Annotated in this window: 22 protein-coding genes and 1 riboswitch; of the genes, 1 reads left to right on the top strand and 21 read right to left on the bottom strand. The window is 49.6% G+C overall.

What is annotated here, in order from left to right:
* Window positions 1–115: 115 nt before the first annotated feature.
* Window positions 116–397, top strand: coding sequence for a DUF2627 domain-containing protein (locus KI362_RS13505; RefSeq protein ID WP_044479982.1), 282 nt, complete (start codon window positions 116–118; stop codon window positions 395–397).
* A 67-nt stretch (window positions 398–464) separates the two neighbouring features.
* Here the strand turns inward: KI362_RS13505 and KI362_RS13510 are convergent, their stop codons facing one another.
* The 21 genes from KI362_RS13510 to KI362_RS13610 form a co-directional block, all read right to left on the bottom strand.
* Window positions 465–695 (bottom strand): hypothetical protein, encoded by a 231-nt coding sequence (locus tag KI362_RS13510; RefSeq protein ID WP_301627699.1) that lies wholly within the window; start codon window positions 693–695, stop codon window positions 465–467.
* Between the two features lie 203 nt (window positions 696–898).
* The gene (locus KI362_RS13515; protein WP_301627701.1) at window positions 899–2,644 is read right to left on the bottom strand and encodes a methyl-accepting chemotaxis protein; all 1,746 of its coding nucleotides are present in this window, start codon (window positions 2,642–2,644) and stop codon (window positions 899–901) included.
* Window positions 2,645–2,649: 5 nt separating this feature from the next.
* Entirely contained in the window at window positions 2,650–4,326 is a 1,677-nt protein-coding gene (locus tag KI362_RS13520) for a pyridoxal phosphate-dependent decarboxylase family protein (RefSeq protein WP_301627703.1), read from the bottom strand.
* 81 nt (window positions 4,327–4,407) lie between these two features.
* A riboswitch (cyclic di-GMP riboswitch) is annotated at window positions 4,408–4,493 on the bottom strand.
* 416 nt (window positions 4,494–4,909) lie between these two features.
* Window positions 4,910–5,710: a sporulation transcription factor Spo0A gene (spo0A, locus tag KI362_RS13525; RefSeq protein WP_044479103.1), complete on the bottom strand. Its 801-nt coding sequence runs from the start codon at window positions 5,708–5,710 to the stop codon at window positions 4,910–4,912.
* Window positions 5,711–5,950: 240 nt separating this feature from the next.
* A complete protein-coding gene (gene spoIVB, locus KI362_RS13530) occupies window positions 5,951–7,285 on the bottom strand; it encodes a SpoIVB peptidase (protein ID WP_301627705.1) in 1,335 nt (444 codons plus the stop codon).
* Window positions 7,286–7,433: 148 nt separating this feature from the next.
* The gene (gene recN, locus KI362_RS13535; RefSeq protein ID WP_301627707.1) at window positions 7,434–9,158 is read right to left on the bottom strand and encodes a DNA repair protein RecN; all 1,725 of its coding nucleotides are present in this window, start codon (window positions 9,156–9,158) and stop codon (window positions 7,434–7,436) included.
* A 62-nt stretch (window positions 9,159–9,220) separates the two neighbouring features.
* On the bottom strand, window positions 9,221–9,670 hold the full coding sequence (ahrC, locus tag KI362_RS13540; RefSeq protein ID WP_044479106.1) for a transcriptional regulator AhrC/ArgR: 450 nt from the start codon (window positions 9,668–9,670) through the stop codon (window positions 9,221–9,223).
* Window positions 9,667–10,272 carry a hypothetical protein gene (locus KI362_RS13545; protein ID WP_301627708.1) on the bottom strand — a complete coding sequence of 202 codons (606 nt, stop codon included), beginning with the start codon at window positions 10,270–10,272 and terminating at the stop codon, window positions 9,667–9,669. The genes ahrC and KI362_RS13545 overlap by 4 nt, the downstream gene beginning before the upstream one ends.
* 29 nt (window positions 10,273–10,301) lie before the next feature.
* The gene (locus tag KI362_RS13550; RefSeq protein WP_301627709.1) at window positions 10,302–11,156 is read right to left on the bottom strand and encodes a TlyA family RNA methyltransferase; all 855 of its coding nucleotides are present in this window, start codon (window positions 11,154–11,156) and stop codon (window positions 10,302–10,304) included.
* Window positions 11,157–11,188: 32 nt separating this feature from the next.
* Window positions 11,189–13,090, bottom strand: a complete 1,902-nt coding sequence (dxs, locus tag KI362_RS13555; RefSeq protein WP_301627710.1) for a 1-deoxy-D-xylulose-5-phosphate synthase — start codon at window positions 13,088–13,090, stop codon at window positions 11,189–11,191.
* Between the two features lie 129 nt (window positions 13,091–13,219).
* Window positions 13,220–14,119: a polyprenyl synthetase family protein gene (locus KI362_RS13560; RefSeq protein ID WP_301627711.1), complete on the bottom strand. Its 900-nt coding sequence runs from the start codon at window positions 14,117–14,119 to the stop codon at window positions 13,220–13,222.
* Window positions 14,112–14,390, bottom strand: a complete 279-nt coding sequence (gene xseB / locus KI362_RS13565; protein ID WP_301627712.1) for an exodeoxyribonuclease VII small subunit — start codon at window positions 14,388–14,390, stop codon at window positions 14,112–14,114. Before xseB ends, KI362_RS13560 begins: the two co-directional genes overlap by 8 nt.
* Entirely contained in the window at window positions 14,353–15,747 is a 1,395-nt protein-coding gene (gene xseA, locus KI362_RS13570) for an exodeoxyribonuclease VII large subunit (protein WP_301627713.1), read from the bottom strand. The genes xseB and xseA overlap by 38 nt, the downstream gene beginning before the upstream one ends.
* 86 nt (window positions 15,748–15,833) lie before the next feature.
* A complete protein-coding gene (gene folD, locus KI362_RS13575) occupies window positions 15,834–16,691 on the bottom strand; it encodes a bifunctional methylenetetrahydrofolate dehydrogenase/methenyltetrahydrofolate cyclohydrolase FolD (protein ID WP_301627714.1) in 858 nt (285 codons plus the stop codon).
* 99 nt (window positions 16,692–16,790) lie between these two features.
* The gene (gene nusB, locus KI362_RS13580) at window positions 16,791–17,261 is read right to left on the bottom strand and encodes a transcription antitermination factor NusB (RefSeq protein WP_301627715.1); all 471 of its coding nucleotides are present in this window, start codon (window positions 17,259–17,261) and stop codon (window positions 16,791–16,793) included.
* A 387-nt stretch (window positions 17,262–17,648) separates the two neighbouring features.
* On the bottom strand, window positions 17,649–17,882 hold the full coding sequence (locus tag KI362_RS13585) for a DUF2273 domain-containing protein (protein ID WP_044479115.1): 234 nt from the start codon (window positions 17,880–17,882) through the stop codon (window positions 17,649–17,651).
* Window positions 17,883–17,894: 12 nt separating this feature from the next.
* Window positions 17,895–18,434 (bottom strand): alkaline shock response membrane anchor protein AmaP, encoded by a 540-nt coding sequence (amaP, locus tag KI362_RS13590; RefSeq protein WP_044479116.1) that lies wholly within the window; start codon window positions 18,432–18,434, stop codon window positions 17,895–17,897.
* A gap of 82 nt (window positions 18,435–18,516) precedes the next feature.
* A complete protein-coding gene (locus KI362_RS13595; protein ID WP_044479117.1) occupies window positions 18,517–18,924 on the bottom strand; it encodes an Asp23/Gls24 family envelope stress response protein in 408 nt (135 codons plus the stop codon).
* A 110-nt stretch (window positions 18,925–19,034) separates the two neighbouring features.
* The gene (gene accC, locus KI362_RS13600) at window positions 19,035–20,378 is read right to left on the bottom strand and encodes an acetyl-CoA carboxylase biotin carboxylase subunit (protein WP_044479118.1); all 1,344 of its coding nucleotides are present in this window, start codon (window positions 20,376–20,378) and stop codon (window positions 19,035–19,037) included.
* A gap of 56 nt (window positions 20,379–20,434) precedes the next feature.
* Window positions 20,435–20,923 carry an acetyl-CoA carboxylase biotin carboxyl carrier protein gene (gene accB, locus KI362_RS13605; RefSeq protein WP_044479119.1) on the bottom strand — a complete coding sequence of 163 codons (489 nt, stop codon included), beginning with the start codon at window positions 20,921–20,923 and terminating at the stop codon, window positions 20,435–20,437.
* Window positions 20,924–21,125: 202 nt separating this feature from the next.
* Window positions 21,126–21,902, bottom strand: coding sequence for a SpoIIIAH-like family protein (locus KI362_RS13610; protein ID WP_301627719.1), 777 nt, complete (start codon window positions 21,900–21,902; stop codon window positions 21,126–21,128).
* Between the last annotated feature and the right edge of the window lies 1 nt (window position 21,903).

The following is a 21,903-nucleotide window of genomic DNA, read 5'->3' on the forward strand; positions in this document are numbered from 1 at the left end:
CATTGTACCTCGTTTTTATCGTATTACAAATAAGCGGGGAAGCCTGGCAATAGACAGCCCTTCAGGAAAATTGTATGATAAATGTAACATTGACATGCGGAGGATGATCAAGCCGATGAAGTTGATACTATCCCGATTTATTGCGATCCTCATTCTGGTCATCCCCGGCATTGCCGCTATGATCGGATTCCTTAAAATCAAGGATGCCCTGTTTGATTATATGGTCCAGCACGGTGACGATGAACTCGTCCAGACATCCTTTCAGTGGGGCGAATTTCTATTGGGGTTGCTATTATTCGCTGCCGGTATTTCCTTCCTTGCCGGCTGGATCTACTTCCGGGATAAGAAGCGTAATTATGTCGGTCCGAGAAAAAAAGGACGGGGTCTCAGAGTGTAATGTTCACATCCCCGGTCAAATAGAAGCAAAAATCTTTCCTGCTATGAACGCGGGAAAGATTTTTTATTTATTCATACAAGGCTTCCTTCAGCTTTGTAGACATCTTTGGTTTATTGCCTGCGGATAATCGATGGATCGTCTTGCGCAGCCGCGTATTCTCTGCTTGCAGAGCGGTAAGCTGCTCCAGTAACGCTTGAATCTTCAGGCGGTCCTCCTCCTGGAGTCCGGGGAGTTCAAGCAATTGAAGCAATCCTTGGTTGCGCTCCTCTGTGCCTTGCCTCAGTTCTCCCTGTTGCATATTTTGCCTCCTAAACGGGACCTATGACGACCCCTTAATCTCTTTATTTTACCACATTATCTTATCCCGGACAGCGAGGAGCCCAATGCCCCAGCGGTGACAAGCAAACGGTAGAAAATGGATAGTCTTTTTACACAGTATAAAAAACAGGAGAATAACGAGCACTGGCTCCGCATTCTCCTGTTTTGCTTGTAAATAATGAATTAGGATACTTTGAAGCTTTGCACGGATTGCTGTAAATCCGCAGCCATCTGCGACAAATTCCGGATCGCGCCGGTGATTTCCTGAATCGTTGCGCTTTGTTCTTGCACAGCTGCACCAACCTCTTCATATCCGGCCGATTGCTCCTCTGTGATTCCGGAAATCTTTTGCATAGACTCTGTAATCATCTCAAAGGACTTATCCGCTTTATCCAGCGCATTCTTCAAATGGTCAATTTGAGTAGAGAACGAGGAAACTCCGTTAAAGATGACCTTAAAGTTCTCAAACATCTCATGAATCCATGTCTGCCCTTGCTCTACCGCATGGTAGCCTTGGGCGATGCTAGAGAGTACAGACTGGCTGTCCTGCTGCGTGCTGCTGATTAGCTCGGTAATCGAATTCGCCGCATCCGAGGATTGCTCCGCCAGCTTCTTGACCTCTCCTGCAACGACTGCAAAGCCCTTGCCATACTCGCCGACATGCGCTGCTTCAATAGATGCATTCAGCGCAAGCAAATTGGTTTGTCCTGCAATGTTTGTAATCAGCGTAATAATCTCTCCAATCTCCTTGGAGCGCAAATCAAGCTGAACAGCCGCATCTTGTGAGTGCTGCATTTCCTGCTGGATAACATTCATTTGATTCAACGTCTTCTCTACAAGATCCTGACCGTCCTGCGAATGCGAGCTTACCTCGTAGGCCATTTCCTGCATATTCTTGACTTCGTCGGTTACCTTGGCCAGATCTGCATTTACTTCAACGATAGAAGAAGTACTCTCCGTAATAGATACCACAACCTCGGACACGCCTTCATTCATACTATTCATTGAAGAAGCCACCTGCTGCGAGCTTGCCCCCATTTCATCGGCCGATTGGTACAGCTTTCCACTTGTTGTCGAGAAGATCTTCGAGGAAGCCGAAACTTTCCGAATCAATGATTCCAGATTGCGACGCATCAGTTCAAACGTATTTGCCAATTGCCCAATTTCGTCTGTGCGCTTAAGCACAAGCTCCTCCGTGAGATCCCCACCCGCTACCTTCTCCGTTGCGCGAACAAGCAGGGCAATCGGGCGGGTTATGCTTCGGCTGATCACATAAGCCACTGCTGCGCCAACCACGACAACCCCGAGCACAATGAAAGCGGTCGTCCAGAAAATAAATGTTCTGGTTTCCGGAACGATGGATGCATCAATGTCGATACCGGCGATTCCTAATGCTTGTCCATTCCGATCCTTTAAAGGAAGGAAAACAGACTTATGCGTGCCATACTCATCCTTATAAATCGTGCTGTAGGTTCTCGTCTGGTTCTCAATCGCACTTTTCATTTCGTCAGTAAAGGCATAATCAGTCCCGTAATCATCATCCACACCCGTCAGAACAACGATTTGCTCTTTGCCCGTATTGTTGCTAAGAATATAGACATTCTCCAAAGCATCCGTCTCAAGGATCCGTTGCAGTTCAGCTTTGATTTTGATATAGCTGTCGCTAGTTAACCCATCTATATCCTCGACATGCTCTGGAATCGAATCCAGATAAGTGCCGATAGACTGGATACTGCTTGCAAGTCTTAGGTCAAACTGTCCTTCAAGCTTGCTGGTCAATCTGTTGCTGATTTGATACTCGGTCACTGAGAAAACCGCACATATAAGGATTATTAATCCGATCATGCTGCTCATCATCTTAAGTGAAATACGGCTATTCAACCAGCCAAATACTGATTTTTTTGAAGTTAAAGAAGCTTGTTGTCCCACCTTGTCTACCTCCCGATTGTGTGTAGGTTATCAGCGTGTAATTGAAATACCTTATCGATATTCTGTTTGAGATATTGAACAATCTCCTGCACGTGAGCGACTTCCGTATAAGGAGAAATCACAAAAATTTTCGAGGCGTAAAGAGTCGAACTGCTTCCTTCACGTGTCTGCACCACCAGATGCTTTTTCGTGTCTCCAAAAAAGATTCGATCGCGCTGATTGCCCAACACCTCGAATAACTGCTCATTAAAACGATTCGTCCGTTCAATATCGGCCAACGAGCAAGCACCGGACAACTCGGCTTGAAAGCCATTTTGTCCATCCGGATAAATACGGAACAGCGTCACAATGCCCGGATTATCATCATTCACAATGACCGCTTGAGGCACGTCCCGGCGCAACGCCTCGCGAAACGCCAGATTGACTTCCACAAACTGAGCAAGCAGACACTGGTAGCCCTTCACTCCAAATGCGAGAAGCGCACTATAAATACTGATCGAGCTTGCCATACGAGAGCATTCAAGGGTATAGCCTGTATGATATTCGCCATATCCACGATGGCCGACGTAAGGCGTCTCTTCTTCCGCCAGATCAATTAAACGCAGATCGTCAGCATGCTTGACCAGGAATAAACTGGTCAGGTAAGGGGTTTGTCCAAGCTTTTGGAAATCGAAGCAGAGCGAATCCGCCAGAGATAAATGCTTCATTTTACCCTGAATTCGCTGCAACGCATCCAGTACATGGGGCTTAAACTCCAACGGATTAGCAGTAAAATCATATTCACGAAAGAATGCAAAAAAACCGCCAAGCGCAGAATCTGCATGAATATGCGGCCGCTGAAGCCCATGCTTGGCCGCAATCTCCGAGGCCGTATAAAGGATCTGCTCCACATCGTCAATACCCATGGCATCTGTTGTCCCGGTTGTTGCCACAATGTAGATTGGAACACCGCCATTCGCGATGACCTGCTCCATCTTTCGACGAAGGTCTTCAACATCCATAGCGCTATCAGGAGTAGTCCGCACCTTGATCAAGCGATCGCTGCCAAGGCCTGTTGCCTCCATTGATTTGAACAGACTGTAGTGAGCCGATTCCGAGCAGAATGTATAAAAATGTCCAGGGACACCTTTGCGCGGAGCATCTGGGGCAAACTTGGCGATAGCCAGTCTCAATCCCGTGAAGATCGCCCCCTGTCCTCCCCATGTGGTGTAGCCCCCGCTTTGAGCGGCATCATAGCCAACAAGCTTGGACATCATGCTGATCACCCGAACCTCGGCTTCAGCTCCGGCTGGACCGTAAACATCCCAAAGATTGTTGCCATTTACCAGAAACGCTGCAATCATACCGAGAATACCCGGAACGCTTGCCATAGGCAAAATATTCGTCAGAAAATACTTTGAATGATACGGATGGTTATGTAGAAGGTTTAACAACCGTTCGTTGACCTCTTCTTGCTTCATACTATCGTCTGGTATCGTGCTCGTCTGAATCAAATCCTTGTAGAACGTATCGGAGCGCTGCTTTTCTCCAAGCAGATTCACCCCTTCAGGGTTTTTAAGACGATCCACACCTGCAACTAACTGCTCAATAAGCTGTAAAAATCGTTGCCTTTCTTCCTTGTTTCCATTTTCACTTGGGAAAAAAGTTTGAACCGAATTCTTGCTGTAGTCATCATCTGGCACTCTCCATTCTCCTCTCAATCTATGAAGTAAACAAAAAAAATAGTGAATAATGGAACTTGCGCCCATTCTTCACCAATTACTACCTGCAACTGGCTGACTTATCCTTACCGGATTTAGTCCCTATAGCTTTGCGTCCCTACTTTTCAATAGGTTTGCCGAATTATTAAATTATCATAGAAATAGTCAATTTATCATAAATTGATAAATTTCAACAGGAGAACCGTTTTAAATTATAGTACACTATCCTGAATCTTACAATACTCATTTACATAGCATGTTAGGTAATAAGGCTCCCCTGCCTATCAATCGAAACAATTCACAGAAATTATTATCTGCGAATTCGACGGTTCTCATCTAAAACCAGCCTTTCTGCCTACAGATTGGCATGTATGGCTGTTCTGTGAATTTTTATAAAGGATATCTGAACCAGGTCCTAAGACCAATAGAAGTTGAAGAACACAAACGAGGACGAAATAAAATGTCACGAAAAAAGCCCCCTCACTGGTAAAATTTCTCGACCAATAAAGGAGCTTGATTCATTTACATTCCACTATTCCTTGTCCCCAGAAGAGTCCTTACCCTTTCACGATACCTTATGCTCGATTCTCAGCTTGTCAGCGACCATTGCGATGAACTCGCTGTTAGTTGGCTTGGACTTACTGATGTTGATCGTATAGCCGAACAGATGACTAATCGAGTCGATGTTGCCGCGTGTCCAGGCCACCTCAATGGCATGGCGAATGGCGCGTTCCACACGGGAAGGCGTTGTCTTGAATTTCTCGGCAATCGCCGGATAAAGTGTTTTCGTAATTGCTCCCAGTATTTCAATATTGTTATACACCATGGTGATTGCTTCTCGAAGATATTGGTAGCCTTTAATATGGGCAGGAACACCGATTTCATGAATGATGGATGTAATATTGGCGTCCAGATTTTTACCCTTGCCCAGAGGTACTACGTTGGATTTCGCAAATGAGGTCTGAGTTGTGCTCACACTTGACTGGACTCCCACAAGCTGGCGAATACGGTTAGCCAACACTTCCATGTCAAATGGCTTAAGGATGTAATACGATGCCCCGAGCTGCACAGCACGCTGTGTAATGTTCTCCTGCCCAAAAGCCGTCAGCATAATAATCTTCGGCTGAGGGTTCAGGTTCAGATCACGCAGGCGCTCCAATACACCAAGCCCGTCCAGGTGAGGCATAATAATGTCCAGAATTAGTACGTCCGGAACCTTTGAAGCATTGTTGATCATCTCCAGAACTTCTTCACCATTGTATGCAATTCCTGAGACGATCATATCGTCCTGCCCCGAAATATATTCCGCGAGCAAATTTGTGAATTCACGGTTATCATCCGCCAACAACACTTCAATTTTCTGCACTGACTTTCTGCCTCCTTAAGTAATTAAATAAGATTTTATCTTTTCTCTTCCAGAATAAGGTTTCGACATGCAGAAGTAAATTCCTTCTGTCGAAAATTATTTTTCTTTATTTTTTTAGTCCATTAGGATATAATTACATATTTATCTACATATTGCGATTCCTTTCCATTTATTTCGACAGATTCCCCTGAACTCGGCCCATTTACTATTATCGGCGGGCAACAAAAAATCTTAAGGCGATTATCCCGCCTTAAGATTTTGTTCTCCGTTCTTGGAGCTCCCCTGGATGATTCCCGCATCCTGCAGCATCCACTCAATGAAGCAGCCATAGCCTGATTTAGGATCATTGACGAACACATGAGTTACAGCTCCAATTAGCTTCCCGTTCTGGATAATGGGGCTTCCGCTCATGCCTTGAACAATCCCTCCGGTCTTCTCAATAAGTCTGGAGTCCGTGATCCGCAAGACGATCCCTTTCGTCTGAGGGGCGTTCTGCTTGGATACGTGAACGATTTCGACCTTATAGCGCTCAACCCGCTGACCCTCCACGACGGTAAGAATTTCCGCAGGACCTTCCTTGATCTCATCCGAAAATGCTACCGGAATCGATTCTTGATATACACTATGCTCGGGATTTTGAGTCATTTTCCCAAAAATGCCGAAATGCGTGTTTCGTTCGATCGTTCCTAAGGTTTTACCTTCCCTAATGAAATGAGCGCGTTTCTCTCCTGGCTCTCCGCTTTCACTCTTTGCAATCGAAGTAACGCTTGACTGTAGAATTTGGCCGCTGCCGACGACGATCGGAGTCTGAGTGTTCATATCCGTGATGACATGTCCCAATGCTCCATATACGCCTTGATCCGGGGCATAGAACGTCAGTGTACCTACCCCTGCGGCGGAGTCGCGAATATAAAGTCCTAGCCTCCAAGCCCCGTCCTGTTTGTCATAAGCAGGTCGTATTGATGCTTGAATCTTCTGGCCTGCGCGCGTTAGTGTTACCTTGATTGGCTTCTTGTTCTTTCCCGCTTCTCCCGCAATTTGGGCAACGTCCTTAACTTCCTTAAGCGAAACCCCATTTAAATGTGTTATCAGATCTCCGACTTGAATCCCCGCTTCTTCTCCTGGCGAGGATTTTTGATTGTTGTCACCGATGACTTGATGATGACCAACGACCAGAATGCCTGCCGACTTTACCTTCACACCGATCGTCTGTCCACCGGGAATCACCTTCAAATCCGGAATCACATTGACTTTTACCGTCTTCAGGGGAATTTGACCGAATAATTTCATATTCAACTTGGCTACACCGCTCTGAAGCGGGGACAGCTCTAACGGGCTTCCGATCGAGACGCTCGTCGTCTCCGCACTGCCATTCAATCTTACTACATCCGGCCGGTCCACACTGACACTTGCCTGCACCGGCAAGGCGACATTGAGTTGCCTGGCGTGCCCTTGCAGCAAATTAAGCTCATCCGGAAAAGGCGATAGTCGGCCTTCGGCAACCGATGTACCGATAAGACTGATAATGAATGCAGTTAAAAGGCCAAGCAATCTGATCCTGAGGTTCGGGTTCAATGGCTGTCACACTCCCTTGGCTTCTTTCGCTTGACGAAAAGTGGTCGCCAATTGCGTACCTATAAGATACCCCGGGTCAGGTCATTTATTACTGTCAATCATTGTTCCCGCAGTCAAATAAACATTTTCAAAAAGGAAGCGTCTTCCATTACAGCAGCTCTTTTTGAGCCCTGGCGAGGTTCAGCATTTCATGTGCATGATGGGTCGTCTTCTCCGTAATCTCGACTCCTCCAAGCATCCGTGCAAGCTCGCGCACCCTGCCATCCTCATTTAACTCCTCTACTCGCGTCATCGTTCGATCTCCGTCAACGACCTTCTCGATCAAGTATTGGCCATCCGCCATACAGGCAACCTGCGGCAGATGGGTAATCGAGAATACCTGACAAGAACGGGATAACCGAAACAGCTTGTCCGCGATGGATTGAGCAGCACGACCGCTGACACCCGTATCCACCTCATCAAAAATAAGCACGGGCACATCGTCATGTCTTGCAAAAATACTCTTCAGCGCAAGCATAATCCGAGAGAGCTCACCGCCGGAAGCAATCTTGCTTAGCGGCCGAAGCGGCTCTCCCGGGTTCGGAGAGATCAAAAATTCAGCCGTATCCATTCCCTGCTTGCCCGGGCGTACTTTGCGCCCTTCCCATTCCACTCCATGAGGATCCTCATGAAGTCCAAGCTTGACCTGAATGGAGGTGCGCCCCATTTGCAGCTCCTTCAATTCATGCTCGATCTGTTCAGCAAGCTCTCGTGCTTTAAGCTGCCGGACCTTACTCAGCTCCGCAGCCTCCTTCAACAATTGCTTCAGGAGCTGCTCGCGCTGTGCTTGAAGCTTCTCCAACAGCTCATCCTTATTCTCCAGTGTATCCGTCTCACGGCGAATTTTATCGTAGTATTCAAGGATCCCTTCAATGGAATCCCCGTATTTTCTCCGCATGGTAGAAATCAGATCCAGTCTGTCCTCCACTTCTTCCAGCCGTTCAGGATTAAATTCGATCTGCTCCCGGTAGGAACGAAGACCGAACGCGGCGTCCTCCAACTGGTAATAAGCGGTCTGCAGCTGCTCCAAAAGCGGTTCCATGGACGTCCGGTCGAAGGAGGACACCTCATTCAACCGGGAGATCGCTTTGGCTACTGCTTCAAGTCCTTGGGATCCATACAGCAGGTCATAAGCTTGAGAGACGGAGTCCATCATTTTCTCGCTATGTGATAGTTTGAGCTTTTCCTGGGATAACCATTCATCTTCTCCCGCTTTTAATTTTGCGGAAGCAATTTCCTCCAGCTGGAACCGATACAAATCGAGCATTTGCAGAGCCTGCTGGTTCGTTCCGCGAAGCTCGTTCCATTCTTTATTAATCTTAATAAAAGCAGCATAAGCCGCCTGATATTCAGCCTTGCGCGGACCGATCAGCTCGGCGCCATAAGCATCAAGTAGGTCCAGATGTCTCTCCGGCCGGAGCAGTGTCTGATGTTCATGCTGACCATGAATATTGATCAGTGCTTCACCAACCTCACGCAGCATTGACAGATTGACTAATTGCCCGTTAATCCTTGCCGTGCTTTTGCCATGAATACCGATCTCCCGCCGAATAATCAAGGATTCCTCCGGATCAGCGGAGATCCCGAATTCCGCAAGCGCTTGCCAGGATCGATGCCCTTGGGGCAGATCAAAGGCAGCCTCAATCTCGGCCCGTTCACATCCATAACGGATCAAGTCGGCAGAGCCCCTTCCTCCCGCAATAAGCCCAAGTGCATCAATAATAATGGATTTACCTGCACCGGTCTCCCCGGTCAGCACATGAAATCCGGAATGAAAGGTAATATCCACAGCTTCCACTACCGCCAAATTCCGGATAGACAAATGGACTAGCATAGAACACGACAGCTCCCTTCAGCAGCAGAGAAAATGAAAAGAAAATAAATCAAAGGCACATCTTAAGAGATGAAGCCCATGATTTGATCAATAATATAGTTACTGTAATCCTCGTTACGGCAAATCATTAAAATGGTATCATCGCCGCAAATCGTCCCCAGTAAATCCGGCCATTCCATATTATCAAACAATACGGCTACGGAATTAGCCGTACCTGGAAGACATTTGACCACAACCAAGTTGCCTGTATGATCAATCCCGACAAAGCTGTCCACCAGTGCGCGTTGCAGCTTCTGAACCGGGTTATAGCGCTGAGCTGTCGGCAGGGAATACTTGTACGTTCCGCTGTCCGTCGGCACCTTGATCAGCATCAGTTCCTTGATGTCCCGAGACACCGTTGCCTGGGTAACCTGAAAACCGGCACGACGAAGCTCTTCCACCAATTCATCCTGAGTTTCAATTTCCCGGTTTGTAATAATCTCTCGAATCTTAATATGTCTTTGACCCTTCATTTCGTCCTCCATAAGCCTTCTTCGGCTAGTTGTTGTTCGGATACGTCTTCATCTTCGTCAGTCGTTAAGGTGATTTCCTTCAAAAGGTTCTGTTCCGCATCGACATACAATACGCCGGCACACTCGGGATACATCAGCAGAAACGGCAGAAAATCTCTGCGGATCCCGCTTCCCGTCCATTCTACCGGCATCCGTTCCCTTGCGGTTCTCACCAGATAGAATTCCCCGTCTTTAGCTGCGATATAGTCAATAAATAACCTGCTGTGCAGCTTCCGGTCATCCACCTGGAAGGCAAGGGGAATCTTCAGCTTGTCGCTGAGCACTTCAAAGCCGGCCTGCTCCAGCAAATCGACTGCCGGGTGCTCCAGAATCTGGTCATTCAACTCAAGCCCGATTCCTGACTTTAGCCCGAACGGTCTGCGTACCCAGGTACGGAAGGTGCGGTAACCGATATACACAAAGAACGCGGCAATTAGAACCATTAAAAAGCCGTCAAAGCTGCTCCCCAATTCAATCACCTCACGTTCATTATTCGACGAATTGATAATAATTCCTGTCTGAACAACAGTGAACGAAAGATATAAACTTATTATAGGGAACATTTGTTCTGATTTCAATATGTAAAAACCCGTCATTTCGACGGGTTCGATTGAAATTTCTGATTCGCTTCCTCGACTGCTTTCCGCGAGATCTCTGTAATCCATCCGGAATAATCCTGCTTGGTCTCAGGAGAATCGGTATCCGGGCTCAGTCGCAAATGGGCCAAAAATTCGATATTTCCCTCTCCGCCGGTAATCGGCGAAAAGGTGAGTCCCTCCAAGGTAAAGCCGAGCGAGACCGCTTCATTCAGAACCGTCTCCAGCACCTCCTGGTGCACCTTCGGATCGCGGACAACACCGGACTTTCCCACCTTCTCCCGCCCCGCCTCAAACTGCGGCTTGATCAATGCGGCGATATCTGCCGGCCGCTGCAGCAGCTCAAGCAGTGGCGGAAGAATCATTTTCAATGAAATAAAGGACACATCTATACTGGCAAAATCCGGTGCAGGTCCGTCCAATTCCGCAGTCGTCATATAACGGAAATTTATTCTTTCCTTGACATTCACGCGCGGATCATTGCGAAGCGACCAGTCCAGCTGATTGTAACCGACATCAATCGCATAGACGTAACTGGCGCCGTGCTGCAGCGCACAGTCCGTGAAGCCGCCTGTAGATGCACCGATATCAAGCATGACGCGTCCCTTCAGCTCAATGTCAAACTGCTTCAGCGCCTTTTCCAGCTTCAGGCCGCCGCGGCTGACATAAGGATGAACAGCCCCTTTCACCGTAATCGGAACATCGCGCGGCACCTTCATGCCAGGCTTCTCAATACGCTCCGAGCCGCTGAGGACGAGTCCGGCCATAATCGCGGCCTTTGCCTTCTCCCTGCTTTCGAAAAAGCCCTGCTCCACTAGCAAGACGTCGATTCGTTCTTTAGGTATCGACAATGCAATTCTCCTGACTTTCATAATTATAAATATTACAGCTTGTTTGCCAGCCCAAACGAATGAGCGGCAGACCGATGCTGTTTGACTTCTTCAACAATCGCCTCTGAGGTCAGACCCACTTCCTCAAGCTGCTCCTTGATACTGCCATGCTCAATAAATCGGTCAGGAACCCCCATCAATGAAATATCCAGTCCTGACAGCCCCTGTGCCGCATAGAACTCCAGCACCGCACTGCCGAGACTTCCCGCGACAGAAGCCTCTTCAATAATTACCAGATGCTGTCCGCGATGAGCAAGCCCAAGCAGCATGTTCTCATCAAGCGGCTTGAGGAACCGCGCATTGACGACCGCAGCCTGAATACCATCCCGCTTCAACAGCTCAGCAGCCTCTTCTGCAACCTGCACCATAGGTCCCGCAGCGATCAGCACCGGTCCATCCGTATCATGCAACAGCTCCCAGCTGCCAATCGGCAACGAACGAAGCTCCGGGTCCAGCTCCACTCCAGGGACATTGATCCGCGGATAGCGGAAAGCAATCGGACCCTCATTATAATCAAGCGCCGTCTTCATCATATGGCGCAGCTCATTTTCATCTTTAGGCATCATCAGAACGATATTGGGAATATGACGCATAAATGCGATATCAAATACGCCCTGATGCGTCTCTCCATCCGCCCCTACAAAGCCGGCACGGTCAATCGCAAACATCACATTGGCATTATGGCGGCAAATGTCATGAACGATCTGGTCATAGGCACGCTGCATGAAGGTGGAGTAGACGGCATACACCGGCTTCATCCCTTCCATTGCAAGAGCAGCGCACATGGTTGCGGCATGCTGTTCAGCTATCCCCACATCGATCATGCGGTCCGGAAAGCGTTCCGCAAACTTTAATAGCCCCGATCCTCCCGGCATTGCCGGAGTCACGGCTACAATTCGGGAATCCTGCTCAGCCAGCTCGATCAATGTTTTGCCGAATACATCCGTATACATCGGATTTCCAACAGCCTTAAGCACTTGACCGGATTCAATTTTGTAAGGCGTGATTCCATGCCATTTGAAGGAATCCGCTTCCGCTGGCGAATAGCCCTTTCCCTTGGTTGTCAGCACATGTACCATTACAGGCCCGCTGACATTATTCGCTTGATGAAATGCTTCGATCAGACCCGGGAGGTCATGACCATCAATCGGACCCAAATATTTGAATCCGAGTTCCTCGAACAATACGCCCGAGACCATCATGTACTTCAAGCTGTCCTTCAGCCTTTCAGCCGTCTTGGCCAGCTTGCCGCCGATCGCCGGAATTTTCTTCAACAGCTGTTCCACTTCATCCTTGGCCCGCAAGTAATTACGGTCAGAACGAAGCTTGGTCAAATAATTATGCATCGCACCGACATTCGGCGCAATCGACATTTCATTATCATTAAGGACGACCATCAGGTCCTTCTTCTCATGACCGATATGGTTCAGTGCTTCAAACGCCATCCCTCCGGTCAGCGCTCCGTCACCGATCACGGCGATAACCTTGTTCTGCTCTCCCTTGAGATCGCGGGCAAGGGCCATCCCCATCGCTGCGGATAATGAAGTGCTGCTATGTCCGGCTTCCCACACATCGTGCTCGCTCTCGCATCGCTTAACAAAGCCGCATAAGCCATGCTGTTTGCGCAAAGTGTCAAACTGATCCATCCGACCCGTCAATATTTTATGCACATAAGCCTGATGGCCAACGTCGAAGATGATTTTATCCTGCGGACTGTTGTAGCAATAATGCAAAGCAATGGTCAGCTCAACCACGCCCAGATTGGAGGCCAGATGGCCGCCGGTCACCGATAGCTTCTCAATCAAAAATTGCCGAACCTCGGCCGCAAGCGGCTCCAATTCTTCGATCGAGCGCTCTTTAATATCCTCAGGCCCTTTAATTTCTGAAAGCAGCACAGGAATTCCCCGCTTTCTTCCGTAAATTTCGTCTGTAAATAATAGTCCTTATTATATCACAATGAGCTTGGTTTGGTGAAATAGCCCATTTCCGCCGGTATATTGCGGGTTAAGAGTCCGCAACTGGCATCAGTGATCTCTTTGCAGCAGGTAATCCGCGATCTGCACCAAACGCAAAGGATCAGGAATACTGCCGCCGGTAACCGCTTCCTTCGCAACACGAGTCAATCGGACGACCTCTTCACGGGACTGCTCCAGCCCATGGAAGTATGGGTAGGTTACCTTCCCCTGCTTTATATCGCTTTGCGTCTTCTTCCCGAGCTTCGATTCATCCCCGGTAAGATCAAGGATGTCATCCTGAATCTGGAACGCAAGACCGATCGCACGTCCATAGGTCTCAAGCGCTTGAAGCTGGACCTGATCTCCCACTCCGACTCTGCCTCCCGCCTTGACGGAAAACACAATCAAATCGCCTGTCTTGTGCTCATGAATATATTGAAGATGCGCCGCATCTGTAAGCCCCTGCTCGCCCTCCATATCCGCTGCCTGTCCGCCAACCATACCGGCCGGACCGCCATAGCGTGACAATTCCTCCACGATCGCCAGCACAGCTTCCGCAGGCACGCCGTAACGCGCAGCCTCCACAGCAAAGTGAAAGGCATGCGTCAGCAAGCCATCGCCTGCCAGGATCGCCATCGCTTCCCCGAACACCTTGTGGTTCGTGGGCTTTCCTCTGCGATAGTCATCATTATCCATGGCAGGCAAATCATCGTGGATTAAGGAGTACGTATGTACCATTTCCACAGCACAGGCGACCGGGACTGCCGCTTCACGGCTTGCCCCCAGTGATTCCGCCGCGGCAATGACGAGTAATGGCCGGAGTCGCTTGCCTCCAGCCATCAACGAATAACTCATCGATTGTACCAGATTGTCAGGAACATCCCACCCTTCGGGGATGAGCCGGGATAGTCTGGAGCTGATCAAATCGGAAATTTCATGAAGATAGGAGTCGAAAGGAGATTTATCCAAGTAAATCCCCCTCTTCAGGCGAATGAAACGGACGTTTTACCGCTTCGCCATCCTCTTCAACGATCATTTCGATCTTGCGCTCCACCTGACTCAGCTTCCGTCCGCACAGCTGCGACAGCTGCATTCCTTGCTGAAACAGCTCAATCGCTTGCTCCAACGGAACCTCTCCGCGCTCCAGATGACTGACAATTTCCTCAAGCTGATTCATTGCTTCTTCAAAATTCAGCTCCGCTTCAAGCTGAGCCTGCTCCGGCTGATTCTTCTTCGCCATGATCGTTCTCCTTTCCCTTTCGCATTCCCCATACCTGACAATCCAATTCACCGTCTGTAACCTTTACCGTAATCCGGTCGCCGGGTTCGACATCTCCCAGCGACTTGATCAGACGTTCCCCTGCCTCGTCATAGACCAGGCTGTAGCCCCGCGCCATCACTTTAAGCGGGCTCAGCGCATCAAGCTGGCGAATGCCGGACGCCAGCTGCTTGGTCTTGTCCCGCAGGACAGCGGACATCGCCTGCTTCAGCAGACGCTCGGCCTCACTCTGCCGGCGTCTTGCATACAGCAGCGCTTCCTGCGGATGATAGCGCAGCAGGCGCTGATGCAGCCGGTCGTGCCGGGCTGCAATGAGCTGCCGCCGCGCCTGCGAAGCGGCCTCGAGCCGCATGCGCAGCACATCCAGCCGCTCTGCGTGCTGGAGCAGCGTCCGCTGCGGCTGCCTGAGCGCCGGCGAGGCTTGCAGCCGGCTCAGCCGCTCGCGCGCCCGCGTCACGCGGTGCTGCAGGCTCTGCTGCAGCAGGCGCTCGCGCCGGCGCAGCTCGGCCGACAGCTCGGCCGTGTGCGGCACGGCGAGCTCGGCGGCGGCGGTGGGCGTAGCAGCGCGCAGGTCGGCGACAAAGTCGGCGATCGTAAAGTCCGTCTCGTGCCCCACGGCCGAGATGACCGGAATCGCCGACTGATAGATCGCACGCGCGACCTGCTCTTCATTGAACGCCCACAGCTCCTCCAGCGAGCCGCCGCCGCGCCCGACGATCAGGACGTCGGCCTCGCCCTGTTCATTCATCGTGCGGATAGCCCGCACGATGGAAGGAGCGGCTCCTTTGCCTTGCACAAGCACGGGATAGAGCACCACTGCCGCGAGCGGATAACGCCGCTGCAGCGTAGTCAGAATGTCTCTCACCGCCGCTCCGGTCGGAGAAGTGATCACACCGATGACTCGCGGATACTTCGGCAGCTCGCGCTTACGGTCCTGGGCAAACAGTCCTTCTCCCTCCAGCTTGCTCTTAAGCTGCTCATAAGCCAGATAAAGGCTGCCAATCCCATCAGGCTGCATGTGAACGGCATAGAACTGATACTGACCGTCGCGTTCATAGACCGTCACATTGCCTCTGGCAATCACTCTTGCGCCTTCCTTCGGAACAAAGGGCAGGCGCTGATTATGGGAAGCGAACATGATGCACTTGATCCGGCTTCCCTCATCCTTCAGCGTAAAATACATATGACCGCTGGAATGATGTGTAAAGTTGGATATTTCACCGCGAATCCACACTTCGGACAGAAGCCGGTCGGACTCCATCTTCATCCGAATATACCGGTTCAATTCCTTAATGGATAAGACGCGCTGTTGTTCCATCATGGGCACTCCTTTCCGAACGGCTCCCTCTGCTGACATTGCAGCCCGGCAATATTAACAATGGCCTGACCGCTGCCTTCGGTTTTTTATGCCAATCCGTTCAGCCTCTTGGCCGCAATCAATGTATTCTGCATCAGCATAGTAATGGTCATCGGGCCGACGCCGCCAGGAACCGGGGTAATAGGTCCCGAAACTTCCTTGACGCTCTCATAATCCACATCTCCGGCCAGCTTGCCGTTGTCAAGCCGGTTCATGCCGACGTCAATTACAACCGCACCGGGCTTAACATAAGAAGCGTCAACAAAGTTGGCTTTTCCGATCGCCACAACAAGAATATCTGCTTGCGCGGTCAGCTCCTTCATGTTAGCGGTACGGGAATGACACATCGTTACGGTGGCATGCTCACGCTGAAGCAGCAGCGATACCGGCTTGCCCACGATATTGCTGCGGCCGATGACCACAGCATGCTTGCCGGCCATTTCAATTCCTGTACGCTTAATCAACTCAATGACGCCTGCCGGAGTACAAGGAAGCAAGCTGTCGTCTCCAATTACGAGATTTCCGACATTGACCGGATGGAATCCATCCACATCCTTCTCCACCGAAATGGCATCGATAATCGCCTTCTCATTGATATGCTTCGGAAGCGGCAATTGCACAAGGATGCCGTGAATGTTAGTCTGACGGTTCAGCTTGCCCACCAATGCCAGCAATTCCTTTTCCGTTGTGCTTGCCGGAAGCCGGTGCACCTCCGAGTAGTAGCCAAGATCCTGGCATGCCTTCTCCTTATTGCGTACATAGACCTGGGATGCCGGGTCTTCGCCTACCAGGACAACCGCCAGCCCCGGCGTGATCCCCTGCTTCGCCAAACGTTCCACTTCTCCACGGAGCCCTCCGCGGATTTCCTCCGATACTTGCTTGCCGTTAATTACCGGTGCTGACACACTAATCCTCTCCCTCAACATGCTCAATATTTTAAGTTATATAAGTTGAACTAATGATTATACGCTTGGGGACTCTCTACGTAGCTTCTTTAGTTCAACCTATATAGATGAACTTCCACTATTTAAACGCGCCTTCAGTTGCTCAACATCCTGGATCATCTTTCCCAGCACCCCGTTGACGAACTTGCCGGATTCCACGGTGCCGAAATGCTTCGCCAGCTCAATCGCTTCATTAACAACGACCTTGCCAGGAACATCATCGCGCAAAATCATCTCGTATGCCGCCACTCTGAGCACCTGACGATCGACCTTGGACAGACGGCTGATTTGCCAGCCCTTCAAATAATCTGCAAGCAGCACATCAATCGTCTCCTTGTGCCCCCAGGTTCCGTTCACAAGCTCCAATACGAAGCTCTTGTCTCCCTCCAGATCAGCGGGCTTGACCTCGCCTTCATTCTCTCCAACCGCTTCGCTGAGCAGCATGGTGACCGCCTGATCGGCTTCGACTTCATTCATCTCCATATGATATAAGCTTTGTACTGCAATTTCTCTTCCCAATCTACGTTTCATGGGTTCCTCCTTGATATTGGTCCTGCAATTATTATTACTTTAATAAGTTGAACTAATGAGTTTACGTTCTGGGGGCAACGTGTGAAGTGTGCTTACGATCGCTGTTGTTCGCGGATTTCTCTAATTGAACTAAGCCATGATAAGTTAGAAATCCACTCACAAAGGCGAACGCTACGCTTTATGCTTTCGAAGTAGCTTTCTTACAGAAAGCTTTTAACACTTCACACTTATGCCCTCTCTACGTAGTTTTTTTAGTTCAACTTATAATTGGTCGCACTACAATTATATTACCCTGCTCCTTCGGACAAAAAAAACCTGCAATACACTAACTCCACAAAATGGCAAAATAAAAAGGCTGCTCTTTTCGGAGAAAGCATATCACAGGAATCATTTAAAAGGACGCCAGCGCGATACGAGCCAGTTCTTCAATTCGCTCCAGGGTACGATAGGACCCTGATCCAGATCCTTATACTTGCCGAAGGTATAGCCGATGAACAGCAAGAGCGCACAGAATAGCATGTTCCAAAATCCGAAAAACAAGTAAATCGGGCATAAAAATACGGCGGCCGCCAAACCGAGGACGCGTCCCCGGTGAGTCTCCCATAACTGCTTCCAGAACACCTGCAACGCCCCCTATTCAACCCGGCTTTTCATCACAGGCGATTGAACAAGGTTGGCAATATACACCGATACATAAGAAACAGGTATTCCCGTAATCTCCTGCACATGGTCGTGAACCTGCTTCTGGACCTCCTCGGTCAAGGACGGTATGGATGAATCGCCGTCAACAACAGCACGAATCATAATCTCAAGTCCGGCATCCGTGATGCGAATGCGGGTCTTCACTTCCCGAATTCCACGAACACGGCTGGCTGCTTTGTAGGACAGGTTCTCAATCGTATCTGTGGAAATCTGAATATCGCCATACTCCGTTCTCTGGTCAATCGACGTAAGCGCATGACGATCACGGCGGATCGAAATATAGAAGAAACGGATGCTTAACAGAAACAGGGCCGCGGATATGATGATCAAGCTGATAATCAGGCCTCGCTCCTGCTGTCTGCTCAGGTTCAGGTCAACGGTCTCCGTAAGCAGAAGAATGGCAAGAACGGATAGTATTCCGACGCTAATGCTGTACACAAACAGCAGGAGTCTGTCCAATATTTTAGCCACGACGAGTATAGCCTCCTAACATCTACAAATATGCTCAAACTATAGCAAACCCCTGACGCATCGGTCGGGGGTTTAGTCCGGATTACTTAACCCGGTTACTCAGTTCGATTTCTTCATTCTTTTCCGCAGTCTTAAAAATAACGTCATGGATATGTACATTAACTTCCACGACATTCAGACCGGTCATCGTCTCAATCGAACGCTTTACATTGCGTTGAATCTCCGTAGCTACCTCCGGAAGACGGTTCCCGTATTCCACAATGACAGAAACGTCGACAGCGGCTTCACGCTGTCCAACCTCCACTTTAACGCCCTTGGAAAGATTCTTTCTGCCAAGCAGTTCTACGATCCCTCCCGCAAAGCCGCCGCTCATGCCGGCAACGCCTCTTACCTCTACGGTAGCAAGCCCGGCAATCACTTCGATGACCTCGGGTGCGATCTGAATTTCTCCAATTTCAGTCCGTTCAAATTCGGTTGGTAAAGAGCTCATTCTATCATCCACCTCTCAATAAGCATGACGCCTCCCGGATCCCGAGAAAGCGCACTTATTATAATTACTATATCATTTCAGTTGCATTATGACAAACCATGCACCTGCTGTTAAACCTCATATTCTTCCAGAAATTTAATATCAAAATCTCCCTTAAGGAATACAGGATGCTCCAGCAGCTTCTGATGGAAAGGAATTGTCGTATGAATGCCTTCGATTGCGAATTCAGCCAAGGCGCGCTTCATCTTGGAGATCGCCTCTTCACGGGTTTTCCCCCAGACAATCAGCTTCGCAATCATGGAGTCATAATGCGGAGAGATCGTATAGCCAGGATATGCGCCGCTGTCTACACGAACGCCAGGACCGCCCGGCGGCAGGTAGAACCCGATTTTCCCGGGTGAAGGCATAAAATTGCGCGAAGGGTCCTCTGCATTTATGCGGCACTCGATAGACCAGCCATTGAGCACAACCTCATCCTGAGTAAAGGAGAGCGGATTGCCTTCTGCTACAGATATCATTTCTTGAATCAAATCAATTCCGGTAACCATTTCAGTAACAGGATGCTCCACTTGAATTCGGGTATTCATCTCCATGAAATAGAACTGCCCGTCCGGACCAAGCAAAAATTCCAGCGTACCCGCTCCCGAATACTGAACAGCCAGGGCGGCCCGAACAGCTGCTTCGCCCATTTCCTTACGTTTCTCCGGCGAGAGAACCGGACAAGGCGCTTCCTCTACCAGCTTCTGACGGCGGCGCTGCACCGAGCAGTCCCGCTCACCCAAATACGCCGCATTTCCATGCTTGTCGGCGATAACCTGGATCTCAACATGCTTCATGCCCGTCAGGAATTTCTCCAGATAGACTCCGGCATTGCCGAAGGCCTTTTGGGCTTCCTGCTGAGCTGTAGTAATCTGTTTAATCAGTGACTCTTCATCCTCAGCGATACGGATGCCCTTGCCGCCGCCGCCGGCAGTCGCCTTAATGATAACCGGATAGCCAATTTCACGGGCAACGGCCACCGCCTGGTCCAGATCATCGATCAAGCCGTCCGAGCCTGGAATAACGGGCACGTTTGCCGCCTTCATCGTCTGCTTGGCTACCGCCTTATCTCCCATCTTCGTAATCGCTTCCGGTGACGGTCCGATAAATGTAATATTGCAGGATCCGCAAATCTCGGCGAAATCCGCATTCTCAGCAAGAAAGCCGTAGCCCGGATGAATGGCATCGCAATCCGTCAAGGTTGCCACACTCATCAGATTTGTAAAATTAAGGTAACTGTCGCGAGCTAAGGTTGGGCCGATGCAATAGGCCTCGTCTGCAAGCCGGACGTGCAGCGAATCCTTGTCCGCTTCCGAATATACCGCTACTGTGGAAATACCAAGCTCCCGGCAAGCGCGGATAATACGAACCGCAATCTCGCCACGGTTGGCAATCAATATTTTTTGAAATTTCACTTCATTCCATCCTCCTTGAAAGCTTGCCGCCTATACTCGTAACGCGGCCCTTCCGATTACTCCGGCTTCACCAGAAAGAGAGGCTGTCCGAATTCAACCAATTGTCCGTTTTCGACTAGAATCTCTTTAATCTCGCCTTTGACTTCTGCTTCAAGCTCGTTCATCAGCTTCATGGCTTCAATAATACATACCGTCGTCTTCGGCCCGACCTTGTCTCCGATATTGACGAATGCATTTGCATCCGGAGAGGATGCGCGATAGAAGGTACCCACCATCGGGGAGAGAATCTTATGTAGCCCTGCATCAGGCTCTGCCGCCGGGGCAGCTGGCGCGGAAGATTCCACTGCAGCCTGAGCGGACAATCCCGGAGCGGGCGCCATACTCATCGGTGCAGTCTGCACAATAGGGAGCTGTGCTTGGATGGCCTCCGGTTTGCCCGGCTTGCGGATCGCCAGCTTGTAGCCTTCATTTTCAAGCTCGAGTTCATGTATCGAGGTCTTATCCACTAATTCAATCAGTTCTTTAATTTCATTTAAATTGAACATAAATCACTATCACTCCTTCAGCTTCTTCGAACTTATAGAGGCGATCCAAAAAGTTGACTTTTTGAACACTCATTCTAGGACGTATCGAAAAATCTAAAATTGTATCCTTCGTCGTAACTTTATGTATTATATCACAATAGAATGAAATGGAAAGAGCCCAAGATTTCCTCGGACTCTCTCGCCTTTCTGTCAGGCTGTTTGATTATTGAGTTACGTATTGAACCTGCACTTTATCCTGGGTTACGCCCAGCTCCTTGATCACCAAATCCATGATGCTGACTGCTTCTTTCGCTTCAAGCTTTTCACTGACTACGACGATTTTGTAGCTATCGTCGTCATTTTCTGTTACTACCGCATTGGCGTATTTCTGCAGCAGCTGCTCTTCTATGTTAAAAATCTTTTCTTCCTTTTCCTCCAGTGCATTCAATTCGGCTTGTGCCATTACTGCTTGATCCAGCGAAGGATCCTCGTTAATCTTCTTTATCAATTCATCCGTCTTGCGGGAGTTCTCCTCTGAACGCTGGAATTGATATGCTGTGAGGGTATCGGAGGCCGATACTCCTTGAGCCTCCAACTGCTTCAGTACATCTTCATCGCTCACGCCTTGCTTGGGCTCGGTATTTCCCGAAGCCGTGTCTGCAGGGTCTTCACCCGAATCCGCCGCACCTGTCGGTTGCTTATCCTCGCTCGTATCTGGGTCCGGCAGCACAGCGCCATCCCCTGATGCCTCCTCGTCCACTACAACCGCATCCTGCCCGTCTTGTGTCGTAACCTCATTCAGGATTACATCATTGCCGTCCAGCAGTTCATCGCCCATGGCGGTATCCGGGACTTTATCTTGGTCCATCGACGTTACCTGCTGCCCCTCGGTCACCTGCTTCGTCTTAGGACCGTCCTCCGTAAACAAATAGTACGCAGACAATACAACCATCAGGCTAAGCATGGATACGAGCCAAACTGTTTGTCTTTTTGATTTCATG

Origin of the sequence: Paenibacillus apis, from assembly GCF_018333295.1 — a bacterium.
In the GTDB taxonomy this organism is placed as follows: domain Bacteria; phylum Bacillota; class Bacilli; order Paenibacillales; family Paenibacillaceae; genus Fontibacillus; species Fontibacillus antibioticophila.